Raw genomic sequence first — 13,145 nt, forward strand, 5'->3', positions numbered from 1 at the left:
AGGGAGTTGCCGAGGGTGTAGCCGAAGCCCGGCTCCAGCGGCTCGATCACGAACCGGGAGCGGAACTCATCGACGACCTCTTCGGTCAACGAGGGACGCTGAGCAATCAGCACGGGGTATTGCCTCCAGTGTTTGGCGCCCGCTATGTGACGCCGTAGTCCCCGAAGGGTACGGGCGGTTCGGCCGTCTTTGAAGCCGAACCGCCCGACCCGGCCCGTCTGCCGACCGGTCGGCGGGCGCCGCACCCGCCGGATCGGGGTCCGATGATCGGCTGTCCGGCCTGTGAGACTCGGCCACGAGTGCGGCTTGTTGGCGCATACTGAGGTCAATGACAAAGCCTGCTGCACCGAAGCGTCATCTGCCCACCAGCCCCTTCAAGGCTCCGGTCACCCCGGCTCTCAAGCACTTCGCCGTGGGTGACCAGGTCACACATGACATGTACGGCCTCGGCCGGGTGATCGGCGTCGAGGACGGAATCGCGGCACTCGTGGATTTCGGCTCGGCCCAGATGCGGATCCTGAGCCCGTACGCCAAAATGACCAAGCTGTAGGACCGCTGTGCCCGGTCGCGGCACGCCAGGCCCCTTCGGGGACCTGTAACGAAAGCGAGACCTCCCATCGATCCCACGTCGCTGTTCTCCGCCCTGGAAGGGCAGTCCCGCCGAGCCACCGCGGCATCGCCGCCTCCGGCGACAAACCCCTTCCAGGCCCCGGACTTCGGGGAAGACATGACCTTCCTGCTCGAGGAGGGACAGGCGCCCGCCCCGGGCATACCTGACGCGCGCTCCGAGGCGGCTTAGCAGGATCCGATGTCGTCGTGACTGCGAACGCACGATGACAGCGCCACCTCGACGGCCTTCAGGACCGTCGACATGGCCGGTCCCCGACTTCCCCGCTTCCACGACACCGCGCCCGATGTCCGTCTCCGGCATGGAGACGCCGCTGGAGGAGCAAGGCAGCCTCGCCGGGGACCGCCACGGCCCAAGGCCCCCGAACGGGTGACGGCACCTGGGCCTCCCGTGGCTCCCCGAGGCCACTCGTCGGCGACAGAAGCCCACGGCATCTGTACAGGTCACAGGGAGTGGCGGCCGCCGTACGAGGTGATAGGTGCGCCGGCGACGGCTGCCGCGTCCGAGTCGACCACGTCCGCCGGGTAATCCGGCAGAAGGTCGTCCCAGACAGGCAGCCACGACCCGTACAGCTGGGCCTGCCCCTTGGGCCGAGCGAAGAACCAGATGTCCTGGTGTGCAGCTCCGTCCCCGATCCGGTGGACGTGGGCCCGGGAGATATGGGGTAGTGCCTGCGCATGACGGACGATGTGAGTGGTGAGCACCCCGAGCTGGGCGGCCGTTTCGTCGGGCAGACCCGCCATGTCGTAGGGGTCTCGGGAGTGCAGCATCAGCACCAGCGGCCCATCGGCGCTCTGACCGTGCCGGACACGTACCGGATCGTGCGGGGAGCCACGGGGAACAGCGGATGCGCGGTGTCGGGGCGGAGCGCGCGTGAGTAGCGCGCCCTGGTACGGGTCCTGGACACGAAGATCCTGACCAGGGCAGGGCCCAGGTCGTCCCGGTTGGCAGCCTGGAGCGCCGGACTCCGTCCGTCGGCCTTGCGGCATGGTGGCGTGCTCGGCTCCAGGACCCTGGAAGACCCTCTGGGTCTCCGTCTGTCGACAACGCTCGCCGTCCTGACCATGATTGGCGGATGCCCGAGTTCAGTTGGCCGGACCGCTCCCTGATGCCGGCCTCGGATGCCATGGACCAGAGCTGGCCGGCGACGGTCTCCGCACTGCCCCTTGGATCTCACGTCAGCGGACGCGTCATCGGCCGACGGCCGTTCGGCGTCTTCCTCCTCCTCGATGGCGTGCCGAATGCAGTCGGCCTTGCCGAGATCACCGCCATGCCTCACCGCATGGAACTGCCTGCCCTGGGCGCCACCGTCGCCGGTGAGGTGATCTGGCACGCGGACCACAACCGTCAGGTGAAGATCCGCCTCGATGAATGGCAGGTGCCCGGCTGATCAACCCCTGATCGCCCCGCCCACTTCGGCACTTTCGAGATCGGCGAGGGCCATCCTGATCACGGCCCCTTCCGGATGATCTGTTACACCGCCGATCACCACGGTGAGCTGACCCCGTCGAGGGAGATCGCCGAGAAGGCATGGTTCCGCTATGCCGATCGGGATCGGGTCTCGGCCGTCGACGAGCTGGCCTTCGACGCGCTTCACGAGGCCGGGCGGCTCTCCTGATCCGTTCAGGACGACGAGGTCGTGCGGGGAACCGCGGGGACCAGGTAGTCGATCAGTCCGGTGCCGAAGCCGCTCCGTAAGTTGCTCGGCGATCCGGAAGAGTGCGGTGTGGCTACAGAGCCGCTTGCCCCGGTGGCTTCGGTGGAGTGGCCGCCCCGCTCTGCACCGGGGAGAGGCGCACCTCGAACCCGACCGGACCTTCACCCGGCGCCGCCCCCGGGCCGTCCGAGGCCGCACGAGGTCACTCAGCGGCAACCGACAGCGACGGACGAGTCACCATGGACGGCAGCGAAACCCCAGGTCACAGCACCCCGGCCATACTGGTTAACACCTTAAGAGAAGAAGCAAGGCTCTTCAGGAGGGGGCTCGCGGTGCCGCTCGTCGTCTCCCCCTCTGAAGAGCGTCGGGGGACGGGCAATCCAGGCGGGCAGGCAGTTCGCCGCCACGCTTTCGGGGCTGGGGGCGCCTAAGCGCACGCGCGCGTAGGACGGGTGGAAACTGCCGCCGTACAGCGCCTCCGAGGGGGCGTGAGCGGCCGTTCACACCCTTCGGGGTCACTCCCCGTTCGAGGGGGGGGCAAGGCGCTCTGAGAGGCGCCTGCGGCCTCACCCCGGCGGCGGGGGCCGCGCGAGCGCAGCGAGCTGCCGATGAATGCGCGGCCGTAGGCCGCTCCGTCGACGACGGATGACGACGGTCAGCGACAGGTGAAGAGCCTAGGCGAGAGGGTTCCGCCGCAGGTCAGAGGCGCCCGGCCATACGCGTTTCCGCCCAGGGGTAGCGGTACGGCAAGATGGGGTGTATCTGCCCACTGCCAGATTTCAAGCTGCCGGACGGTTTCTCTTGGCTGAGTACATCTACACCATGCGCAAGACGCGCAAGGCAATCGGCGACAAGGTCATCCTTGACGACGTCTCGCTGAACTTCCTGCCCGGCGCGAAGATCGGTGTGGTCGGCCCGAACGGTGCGGGTAAGTCGACCATTCTGAAGATCATGGCAGGGCTGGACCAGCCGTCGAACGGTGACGCCTTCCTGTCGCCCGGGTACAGCGTCGGCATCCTGATGCAGGAGCCGAAGCTCAACGAGGACAAGACCGTCCTGGAGAACGTCCAGGAGGGTGTCGCCGAGGTCAAGGGCAAGCTCGACCGGTTCAACGAGATCGCCGAGCTGATGGCGACCGACTACTCCGACGCGCTGCTCGACGAGATGGGCAAGCTGCAGGAGGAGCTCGACCACGCCAACGCGTGGGACCTGGACGCTCAGCTGGAGCAGGCCATGGACGCGCTCGGCTGCCCGCCCGGCGACTGGCAGGTCACCACCCTCTCCGGTGGTGAGAAGCGGCGCGTGGCGCTCTGCAAGCTGCTGCTGGAGGCCCCCGACCTGCTGCTCCTCGACGAGCCCACCAACCACCTCGACGCCGAGTCGGTGAACTGGCTGGAGCAGCACCTCGCCAAGTACGAGGGCACCATCGTGGCCGTGACCCACGACCGGTACTTCCTCGACAACGTCGCCGGCTGGATCTGCGAGGTCGACCGCGGCCGGCTGCACGGCTACGAGGGCAACTACTCCAAGTACCTGGAGACCAAGGCCACCCGTCTCAAGGTCGAGGGCCAGAAGGACGCCAAGCGGCAGAAGCGGCTCAAGGAAGAGCTGGAGTGGGTGCGGTCCAACGCCAAGGGGCGTCAGGCCAAGTCCAAGGCCCGCCTCGCCCGCTACGAGGAGATGGCCGCCGAGGCCGACAAGATGCGGAAGCTGGACTTCGAGGAGATCCAGATCCCGCCGGGCCCCCGGCTCGGCAGCATCGTCGTCGAGGTCACCAACCTCTCCAAGGGCTTCGGCGACAAGGTCCTCATCGACGACCTGAGCTTCACGCTGCCGCGCAACGGCATCGTCGGTGTCATCGGCCCGAACGGCGCCGGCAAGACCACCCTCTTCAAGATGATCCAGGGTCTGGAGACCCCGGACTCCGGCGCCATCAAGGTCGGCGAGACCGTCAAGATCTCGTACGTCGACCAGAGCCGCGCCAACATCGACCCGAAGAAGACCCTGTGGGCGGTCGTCTCCGACGAGCTCGACTACATCAACGTGGGCCAGGTCGAGATGCCGAGCCGCGCCTACGTCTCCGCCTTCGGGTTCAAGGGCCCGGACCAGCAGAAGCCGGCCGGTGTGCTCTCCGGCGGTGAGCGCAACCGCCTCAACCTGGCGCTCACCCTCAAGCAGGGCGGCAACCTGCTGCTCCTCGACGAGCCGACGAACGACCTCGACGTCGAGACCCTCAGCAGCCTTGAGAACGCGCTGCTGGAGTTCCCCGGCGCGGCCGTGGTCGTCTCCCACGACCGGTGGTTCCTGGACCGGGTCGCCACCCACATCCTCGCCTACGAGGGCGAGTCCAAGTGGTTCTGGTTCGAGGGCAACTTCGAGTCGTACGAGAAGAACAAGATCGAGCGGCTCGGCGCGGATGCCGCGCGTCCGCACCGTGCCACCTACAAGAAGCTGACCCGGGGCTGATCGATCTTGCGCCACATCTACCGCTGCCCCCTGCGCTGGGCGGACATGGACGCGTACGGCCACGTCAACAACGTGGTCTTCCTCCGCTACCTGGAGGAGGCCCGTATCGACTTCCTGTTCCGCCCGGACAAGGACTTCAAGCAGGGGTCGGTCGTGGCGCGCCACGAGATCGACTACAAACGGCAGCTCGTCCACCGGCACCACCCGGTCGACATCGAGCTGTGGGTCACCGAGATCAGGGCCGCGTCCTTCACCGTCACCTACGAGGTGAAGGACGACGACCTGGTCTACGTACGGGCCTCGACGGTGATCGTGCCGTTCGACTTCGAGACCGAACGGCCCCGGCGGATCACCCCCGAGGAACGGGACTTCCTCTCGGAGTACCGGGACGACGACAAGGACGAGGCCGTCGCCGCATGACGGTGCTCCATCTGGCCGACGACGGGGAGGCGGCGGATCTCGCGGCCTTCCTCTCCCGGCTGCTCCGCTACGACCGCTCGGCCGCGGTGCGCCTGCAGGCGGCCGGAACCGCGCTCGCCGTCTTCGGGCGCCCGCCCTCCTTCGAGGTGCTGGCGATCCGCGCGGTACGGCTCGCGAAACCGTACGAGGACGGACTCGACGTCACCCTCGACGTGACCGTCTCGGCGGGAGAGCTGCTGGAGTCGGTGGACGAGTCGGCCGCCACCGCCGCCGTGCCGGGGGCGGTGACCGGGCCGCCGTGGGCCGGTGTGCTGCCGCCGCGCGGTGGCTGGCAGCCGGAGCCGGGACTGCCCGTGCCGCAGGCGCTGCGGGCGACGGTGGCCGCCGCGGTCGGTGAATTCCGGTCCCGTACCGAGGAGTTGGGGCCGGACGACCGTACCCGCGCCGAACTCGACCGGATCGGGCGGGACATCTGGTCCCGGACCGTCGCCGGGACCCCGCTGCCGGTACGGGCCGTGCACGCGGCCCAGTCGCTGGGCTTCCTGCGGCCGGACCGCGGAGGCGAGGCCGAGGCCGTGCTGCTGTCCGCGGGAGCGTGGCTGCGGCTGCGCACGCCGTTCGGGTCGATCGCCGTACGGCGGGCGGGACTCGGCGCGTTCGGCGTCACCGTGCGCTGAGAGCAGGGTCTCCTCAGGGCTCCCCCGGGCCAGTTCAGGCCCCCTCGCTGTCGTCGGGCCGTACGCCGGTGTGGTCCGGCTCCGGCCGACGGTCAGTCGGGGGTGTTGACCATCGACGCGGCCGCGTACGTCAGGTAGTTCCAGAGCTGTTCCCGGTGTTCCTCGGAGAGACCGAGTTCGTCCACCGCCACCCGCATGTGCCGCAGCCAGGCGTCGTGCGCCGCCCGGTCCACCGTGAACGGGGCGTGCCGCATGCGCAACCGAGGGTGGCCGCGGTTGTCGCCGTACGTCGTGGGGCCGCCCCAGTACTGGATCAGGAACAGGGTGAGCCGCTCCTCGGCCGGGCCCAGGTCCTCCTCCGGGTACATCGGCCGCAGGAGCGGGTCCTCGGCGACGCCCTCGTAGAAACGGTGGACCAGCCGGCGGAACGTCTCCTCTCCACCGACCTGCTCGTAGAAGGTCTTCTCCTGAAGCGTGCCGCGCCGAATCTCTCTCACCCCTACATGGTCTCAGACGGGGTGACCCAGGACTCAAGGCCTAGGACCCGCAGCGGGGCCGCGGTTCTAGGGTGGACGCATGGGCGCCTACGACTCGGACATCGAGGGGCTCGCCGCCGTGGCGCGGGGCGAGCTGGTGCGGGAGATCGACGCGGAGGGGGTCTGGGCCGCGGAACCGGTCTGGCGGGAGGCGTTCGAGGCGGTGCCCCGGCATCTGTTCGTGCCCTACTACTACGTCGCCGGGGAGCGGGGGTACGAGCGCCGGTGGGGCGAGAGCCCTGACCGCGCGGCCCGGGAACGGTGGGTGTGGGGTGCCTACGAGGACGTTCCGCTGGCCACCCGGCTGCGCGACGGCGAGCTGCTGTCCTCCAGCAGCCAGCCCTCGCTGATGGCGCGGATGCTGGTCGAGCTGCGGGTGGGCGACGGGCACCGGGTGCTGGAGATCGGTGCGGGGACCGGGTACAACGCGGCGCTGCTGGCCCGTCGGCTGGGCGACGACGATCTGGTCACCACCGTCGACGTGGAACCGGAGATCGCCGAGTCCGCGCGGCGGCATCTGGCCGTGGCGGGGTACCGGCCGGTGGTGGTCACCGGGGACGGGGCGCGGGGGGTGCCCGAGCGGGCGCCGTTCGACCGGATCATCGCGACCTGCGCGGTGCCGGGGGTGCCGCGGGCGTGGGTCGGGCAGTGCGCGGAGGGGGCGCGGATTCTCACGCCGGCGTCCACGGGGCTGCTGGCGCTGACCGTGCGGGGCGGCTGTGCCGAGGGGAGGTTTCTGCCGTCGGCGGCGTTCTTCGTGCCGTTGCGGGGGATGGGGAGGGCGGCGGAGGCGGGGGATCTGGGCGGGGTGCCGTCACGCGCCCTCGAGGACGAGTTGTTCCGGTTCCTGCTGGAGCTGACCCAGGGGGTACTCACTGCGCGCGAGGCGTACGCGGTGTGGGTGCGTGAAGGGATGCCCGGGCGGGAGCGGTACGGGGTGAGCGTCGAGAAAGACAGGGAGTGGGTGTGGCTGGACGACCGGGAGGGGCCGTGTGTCTGGCCTCTCCCGGTCTGAGCATTGTTCTTCGGCTGCGGGTCGGTGGGGGTTTCTCACGCCCACGCGGCGGAGCCGCACATCGGCACAGCCCCGCGCCCCTTACGGGGCGCTGCAGCTCAGCCTCGTCGAACAGTGATCGTCGTCCAGGCGCCCACGTGCACCCGGTCCCCGTCCTGCAGCGGTACCGGGACGAACGGCTGGATCGGCTCCTCGCCGCCGTTCACCGTCGTGCCGTTCGTCGAGTTCTGGTCGACGACCGCCCAGCTGCCGTCCGGCTGCTGGACCAGGACCGCGTGCTGGTGCGAGACGCCCGGGTCCTCCGGCGGTACCGACAGGTCGATGTCGGGGGTGTCGCCGGTGGAGTGCCGGCGGCGGCCGATGGTGACCTGGTTGCCGGTGAGCGTGCGCTGCTGCTCGGGGGAGTACGCGGGCAGGTTGAGGCCGGCCGCCTCCGGGCCCGAGCGCTGCATCATCGCCATGAAGTACTCGCGGTCCGGGCCTATCGTCGCCGTCCAGGTCGCCGGGCCCTGCGGGGCCTGCGGGAAGCCGGGGCCGGGCGGGGCCTGGGTGGCGCCGGGCTGCGGATAGCCGTAGCCGCCGGGACGGGCGGGGGCGCCGGGGCCCGCCGGACCTCCGGCCGGCCCGGGCGGGGAGATCACCCAGTCGTCGTCACCGCCGCCGAAGGACGGGCCGCCGGCCGGCCGCCTGGTGGTCTCCTGCGGGAATCCGGGCGGGGCCGACTGCTGGAAGGCGCCGGGAGCGCCACCGGTGGTCGCGCCGGGACCGCCGGGCGGCGGCGGAACCGGCGGCCGGGACGGGTCCCCGCCGCCGAAGGGGTCACGGGTGTAGGGGCCGGAGGCCTGGCCGGTGCCGGGGCCCTGGCCGGGAGCACCGCCGAAGGCGGACGGGCCGCCGGCGTTCTGGCCGGGGGCGCCACCGTACTGCGGGGGCGGCGCCGAGGGACCGCGCTCGCCGCCGAAGGGCGGCGGAGAGGACTGGCCGCGCTCGCCACCGAAGGGCGGCGGTCCGGACTGGCCGCGGTCACCGCCGAAGGCCGGAGAGCCCGACGGACCGCGCTCGTCACCGAACGCCGGCGGGCCGGACTGGCCACGGTCACCGCCGAAGGGCGGCGGTCCCGACGGACCGCGTTCGTTGCCGAAGGCCGGCGGACCCGACTGGCCGCGCTCGTTGCCGAAGGGCGGCGGGCCGGACTGGCCGCGGTCGCCGCCGAACGCGGGCGGTGCCGGGGGGCCCGACTGGCCGCGCTCGCCCGCGAACGGCGTCGGGCCCGAGGGCTCGCTGCCGAACGACGGGATCGGCTCGGCCGGACGGTTCACCTGCGAGGGACGCGAGCCCTGGTACTCGAACGAGTCGCCGCCACCGCCGTAGGACGGCGCGCCGGGCGGCTGGAAGCGGGGCGCGGCCGGGCCGGCGCCGCCCGCCGGCGGGCGCGGGGCGGCCGGGGTGTACGAGGTGGCCGTGTTGGTGAGGAAGTTCCAGCGGCACTCCTCGCAGAACGGCGCACCGCCCTCCCGGGGCGTACGGCACTGCGGGCACAGCTCCGGCTCGCCCGAGTTGGGCACGGCGGACAGATGGCGGCCGCCGCCGGGGCCGCCGGCCGGGGCGCCGGGCGCGGGCGGCGGGAAGCCGTAGCCGCCGGAGGTCGGCGGGGGCGGCGGAGGTACGGCACCGGCCATGCGGTGACCGCACACCTCGCACCAGTCGTCGGAACCCGACTGGTGTCCGTTCGGGCAGGTCGGCATGTCGGCGCTTCCCTCTCTGTCAGGTTCGTCCTGAGCCTGTCTGGGTGTCCTGCGTGTACTGCTAGGTCACTTCTTTACACGAACAGTCTTTGTGGACCTTGTCTCGAGAGTCATCTCGTCGGCCTCCGCAACCTTCGCTTTCAATCGCACAGTACCTGTCGCGGCGTCGACCACGTCCACCACCTTCGCAAGCAGTTTCGCAGTATCCGCGTTCCCCGAGGCACTGGCGAGCTGAACGGCTCGGCCCAGTTTGGCGGTTGCTCCGTCCATATCGCCCGCTTTGCGCAGATCAAGACCCTGTTGGATGGCTTGTGCCAGTTCGGCCTGACCGGTGTAGTGGGCGACCTGGGGATTGATGGAGGTCGAGGCGACCATGTCGTCCGTCCATACGGCCCTGATCAGACCCTGCGCGCCCAGGTTCTGGACGCTGCCGTCGGGCTGCGGGACGATCAACGAGACGCGGGCCGCGAGCATTTCCTGGCCGAGGCCGGCCGTCGGGACCTCCACGCATACGTGGTAGTCACGGGACTCGTCGCCCCAGGAACCGGTCGGATAGTCCCCGGCCCGAGGTCCCGACTCGGTGCGTCGGCCGGTCAACTCCTCGACCGTGGGCGCCACTTGCTTGACGAACTTGATGGTGGTGCCGACCGGGGTCCACAGCCGCAGCGCGACGTCCGCGACCTCCTTGCCCATCGCCGTCTCCATCATCTGCGTGAAGTCGGCGGCCAGCCCCGTGGGATCGGCGACGATGTCGGCGGTGCCGAGCAGCGCCGAGGCTATCCCTGTGACTTCTTTCACTTCCCAGTCGGTGCCCACGCCCCGAGCGTCACAGGTGAACCGTCCGGCGCAGGAGTCCAGGGCGGCCTTCAGGTCCTCCGGCGCCTCGTGCTCGTTGCGGCCGTCGGTGAGCAGGATGCCGTGCCGGATGCCGACGTCCGCCGAGGACAGCAGCCGGTCGGCGAGCCGCAGCCAGGTGCCGATCGCCGTGCCGCCGCCCGCGCTCAGCTTCCGCAGCGCCTGCTTGGCCTGCTCCCGGGTGGTGCGGTCGGCCACCGCGAGCCGCCCGCCGCCCGGGAAGACCTCCTTGGCGACGTGGGTGCCGCCGATCACCGCGAAGTGGGTGCCGTCGCGCAGGGTGTCGATCGCGGCCGCCGTGGCGTCCCGGGCGTTGCGCATCTTGGTGGGCGGGTAGTCCATCGAACCCGAGCAGTCGACCATGATCGCCACCCCGGCCGACGGACCCTGCCCGGGGGCGTACGACGTGCCGACCGCGGTCCCGACGGTGCCGCCGCCGGTCGCCGTGACCGTGACGATCGCGTTGACCTCGCGGCCGCCGTCCGGCAGGTACTCGTTCTGGTACACGTCCACCGAGAACTGCGGCACGTTCGACTTCGAGAAATTGGCCATGACTGCTCTGGTCCCCCTCCACCCACGCATGGGTGCTGACGGTGTGCGGACCGGTCCCCTCCGGTCCGCGGGTGCTGCTCAGTGTGTGACTCAGGTGTGAGTCGTGTGACTGTCGTCGATTCCCGTGGTGTCGCTATCCCGTTTACGGCCGTTTTGAGGCGGCCTCAGGCGGATCCTGCCCCCTGCGGCGGCGCGGGGAACGGGAGCAGCGCCACTGTTACGTTGTCGTGGCCCCCGCCGTCCAGGGCGTGACCGACCAGGACCCGGGCCGCGTGCAGCGGTCGCTGGGCGGCGTCGGCGGGCACCACCTCGGACATCTCCTCGGCCGTCTCCGCGTAGTTCCACAGGCCGTCCGTGCACACCACCACCACACCGGGCCGGTCCGGCTTGAAGGAGGCGGTGTGCGGCTCCAGTTCGTAGGCGTCCGCGCCGAGCCAGCCGGTGATCGCGTGGGCGCGTTCGTCGGCGTACGCCTCCGCCTCGCTCATCAGCCCGGCGGCCACCATCTGCGCGGCCCAGGAGTCGTCCTCGGTGAGCCGGACCGCCGGGGTGGCGGGGTCCACCGGCACCCAGTAGGCGCGGCTGTCGCCGACCCAGCCGACGACCAGCAGGCCCGAGGTGACGATCGAGCCGACGATGGTGCACGCCGGGGCGTTCTGGTGCGGGGCGTGCTCACGGGCCGAAGGGGGCTCCTCGGCAAGGGCGTTGACGGCCTGGGAGGCGGCGACGATCGCCTCGTGCAGCGCCGCCTGCGGATGCGTGCCCTGGGGCAGCGCGGCCAGCAGCGCCTCGCTCGCGGCCCGGGAGGCGACCATGGAGGCCTCGTCGGGGCGGGTCGCCGAGGAGACGCCGTCGCAGACGATCGCGAGCAGGGCCGGGGTGCCGTCGGGCAGCACGGCCCGGCCGACGGTGAACGCGTCCTCGTTGCGGTGGTGGCGCAGCCCGCGGTCGCTGACGGCGGCCACCGGGCCCGACTCCTGCTCCATGTGGTCGCGTTCACGGGGCTGGGCGTGCCCGCAGTTCTCGCAGTAGCCGTCGTCGTCGACCCGGCCCGCCCGGCAGGCCACGCACACCTTCGCCGGCCCGGCGGACTCCACGGACCCGGAGGACTCGGCGCTCTCGGCGGCGGAGGCGGCCACCCGTGGGTCCGGCGCCTGCAGCGCGTAGTCGTCGTCCGGCTCCGGCGGCCGGTCGAACCGCACCCCGGAGGCCGGCAACACCGGCGAGCCGTGCGGCGGCGAGCCCGGCAGCGGCCTGCCGCCCGAGTCGGTGCCGGCCAGGTCGGTCGGCAGATGCGGGGCAGCGGGCGTCTCGGAGCTCTCCGGCTCGGGCGGGGGCCAGTCCACACCGGAGGGTCCCACACGGGAGGCGCCCATGGTGAGGGTCGGGTGATCCTGGGGCGCGGCGGGCACGGCCGACAGGTCGTACCCGCACGCACCGCAGAACAGGTCACCCGATTCGAGCGGCTCCGCGCAGCTCGGGCACTTCGCCGGTGCGGCCTGCTGGGGCATCTGCGACATCAACTACACCCACGTCCGGGGGCGGTAACGGTTGGCCCGTTCCACCAGGTCGATCCTCTCCTCACCGCCGGTCGCCAGTCTGGCCAGCGTGCGGTACGAGCGTTCCAGGCCGAAGCGGAGGCCCCGTTCGTCCAGACCACTGCCGAGCAGCACCCGGCCGACGGTCGGCTGGGAGTCCTGGCCCCCGGAGAGTATCCAGTCCAGCGCGCAGCCGAGGACTTCCGCCGACAACTGCTCACGCCGGGCCGGGTCCAGACCGTACGCGTCCAGCGCCTCGATCTGCCCGGCGGCGGCCGTCAGATCCTCCAGGAACGGCGTGTCGTCGGCCGCCGCGGTCCGGTGCCGCAGCCGCGCCCGTACGGCCGCCACCCGGGCCGCCGTGTAGTGGATGGAAGCCTCCGGCACCGACTCCAGCGTCCGTACGGCAGCGCGCCGGTCCCCGGCGGCCAGCTGCACCCGGCCCAGGCCGAACGCGGAGCTGACGAAGCCCGGGTCGGTCGCCCACACCAGCCGGTAGTACTCGGCCGCGTTGTCCAGCTGGCCGAGCACCTCCGCGCACAGGCCGAGCGCCAGCTTGGGCGCGGTCTCGCCGGGGAAAGCGTCGTAGATCGCGTCGAAGGAGAGCGCGGCGCCCTCGAAGTCGCCGGTGACCAGGCCGGCCAGGCCCCGGCACCAGACCACCCGCCAGTCGTCGGGCCGCTCGTCCTCCAGCCGGCCGAGGCTCACCAGCGCGGCCTCGAAGTCGCCGTTCTCCAGCCGGGCGCGGACCTGCCGCAGCTCGGTCTCGACCGTCTGCGTCGGCGCCGCGGCCAGCGCGGTGAGCAGGCTGACCTCGCCCACCAGCGAGGTCGACAGACCCGCCAGGAAACCGGCGTTCGGGTCGCTCTGGTCGACCAGCGGGACCGGCAGGGCGAGCGCGGCGGCCGGGGTGGCGATGGGCCGTACCAGCGCCGGGGGGGGGGGGGGGGCCGCCCCCCCCCCCCCCGCCCCCCCCCCCCCCCCGGCGGGCGCCCCCCCCCCCCCCCCCCCGCCCACCACGCCACCCCCCAACCCGGAAAGAACCCCCGCCAACAG

Annotated in this window: 13 protein-coding genes and 1 pseudogene; 7 read left to right on the plus strand and 7 right to left on the minus strand. The window is 71.5% G+C overall.

Annotated features, from left to right (window positions below):
- Positions 1–113, minus strand: a pseudogene (locus ACIRR9_RS55100) (DNA-directed RNA polymerase subunit alpha); the annotation flags it as partial.
- A gap of 215 nt (positions 114–328) precedes the next feature.
- Here ACIRR9_RS55100 and ACIRR9_RS55105 point away from each other — a divergent pair.
- A complete protein-coding gene (locus ACIRR9_RS55105; protein ID WP_316772730.1) occupies positions 329–550 on the plus strand; it encodes a hypothetical protein in 222 nt (73 codons plus the stop codon).
- Positions 551–1,071: 521 nt separating this feature from the next.
- On the opposite strand, the gene ACIRR9_RS55110 is transcribed toward ACIRR9_RS55105, so the two are convergent.
- On the minus strand, positions 1,072–1,398 hold the full coding sequence (locus ACIRR9_RS55110) for a hypothetical protein (RefSeq protein WP_403769391.1): 327 nt from the start codon (positions 1,396–1,398) through the stop codon (positions 1,072–1,074).
- A gap of 305 nt (positions 1,399–1,703) precedes the next feature.
- On the opposite strand from ACIRR9_RS55110, the gene ACIRR9_RS55115 reads away from it, so the two are divergent.
- The 5 genes from ACIRR9_RS55115 to ACIRR9_RS55135 all read left to right on the plus strand — a co-directional run bounded on the left by ACIRR9_RS55115 (position 1,704) and on the right by ACIRR9_RS55135 (position 5,848).
- Entirely contained in the window at positions 1,704–2,018 is a 315-nt protein-coding gene (locus ACIRR9_RS55115) for a hypothetical protein (RefSeq protein WP_403769394.1), read from the plus strand.
- 75 nt (positions 2,019–2,093) lie between these two features.
- On the plus strand, positions 2,094–2,246 hold the full coding sequence (locus ACIRR9_RS55120; RefSeq protein ID WP_403769397.1) for a hypothetical protein: 153 nt from the start codon (positions 2,094–2,096) through the stop codon (positions 2,244–2,246).
- Between the two features lie 840 nt (positions 2,247–3,086).
- On the plus strand, positions 3,087–4,751 hold the full coding sequence (gene ettA / locus ACIRR9_RS55125; protein WP_403769400.1) for an energy-dependent translational throttle protein EttA: 1,665 nt from the start codon (positions 3,087–3,089) through the stop codon (positions 4,749–4,751).
- Between the two features lie 6 nt (positions 4,752–4,757).
- Positions 4,758–5,171: a thioesterase family protein gene (locus ACIRR9_RS55130; RefSeq protein WP_365344848.1), complete on the plus strand. Its 414-nt coding sequence runs from the start codon at positions 4,758–4,760 to the stop codon at positions 5,169–5,171.
- Positions 5,168–5,848 carry a hypothetical protein gene (locus ACIRR9_RS55135; RefSeq protein ID WP_403769403.1) on the plus strand — a complete coding sequence of 227 codons (681 nt, stop codon included), beginning with the start codon at positions 5,168–5,170 and terminating at the stop codon, positions 5,846–5,848. Before ACIRR9_RS55130 ends, ACIRR9_RS55135 begins: the two co-directional genes overlap by 4 nt.
- Before the next feature lie 92 nt (positions 5,849–5,940).
- On the opposite strand, the gene ACIRR9_RS55140 is transcribed toward ACIRR9_RS55135, so the two are convergent.
- Entirely contained in the window at positions 5,941–6,345 is a 405-nt protein-coding gene (locus ACIRR9_RS55140; protein WP_403769406.1) for a globin, read from the minus strand.
- 79 nt (positions 6,346–6,424) lie between these two features.
- On the opposite strand from ACIRR9_RS55140, the gene ACIRR9_RS55145 reads away from it, so the two are divergent.
- Complete coding sequence (locus tag ACIRR9_RS55145; protein WP_403769409.1) at positions 6,425–7,399, plus strand: methyltransferase domain-containing protein; 975 nt, start codon at positions 6,425–6,427, stop codon at positions 7,397–7,399.
- Between the two features lie 98 nt (positions 7,400–7,497).
- Here the strand turns inward: ACIRR9_RS55145 and ACIRR9_RS55150 are convergent, their stop codons facing one another.
- The 4 genes from ACIRR9_RS55150 to ACIRR9_RS55165 form a co-directional block, all read right to left on the minus strand.
- Complete coding sequence (locus ACIRR9_RS55150) at positions 7,498–9,144, minus strand: FHA domain-containing protein (RefSeq protein ID WP_403769412.1); 1,647 nt, start codon at positions 9,142–9,144, stop codon at positions 7,498–7,500.
- A gap of 66 nt (positions 9,145–9,210) precedes the next feature.
- A complete protein-coding gene (locus ACIRR9_RS55155) occupies positions 9,211–10,551 on the minus strand; it encodes a VWA domain-containing protein (RefSeq protein ID WP_403769415.1) in 1,341 nt (446 codons plus the stop codon).
- Between the two features lie 164 nt (positions 10,552–10,715).
- A complete protein-coding gene (locus tag ACIRR9_RS55160; RefSeq protein ID WP_403769417.1) occupies positions 10,716–12,071 on the minus strand; it encodes a PP2C family serine/threonine-protein phosphatase in 1,356 nt (451 codons plus the stop codon).
- 3 nt (positions 12,072–12,074) lie between these two features.
- A partial coding sequence (locus ACIRR9_RS55165; RefSeq protein WP_403769421.1) for a tetratricopeptide repeat protein occupies positions 12,075–13,145 on the minus strand: 1,071 nt, incomplete at its 5' end.

Origin of the sequence: Streptomyces sp. NPDC101234 (genome assembly GCF_044767525.1) — a bacterium.
GTDB classification, from domain to species: domain Bacteria; phylum Actinomycetota; class Actinomycetes; order Streptomycetales; family Streptomycetaceae; genus Streptomyces; species Streptomyces sasae.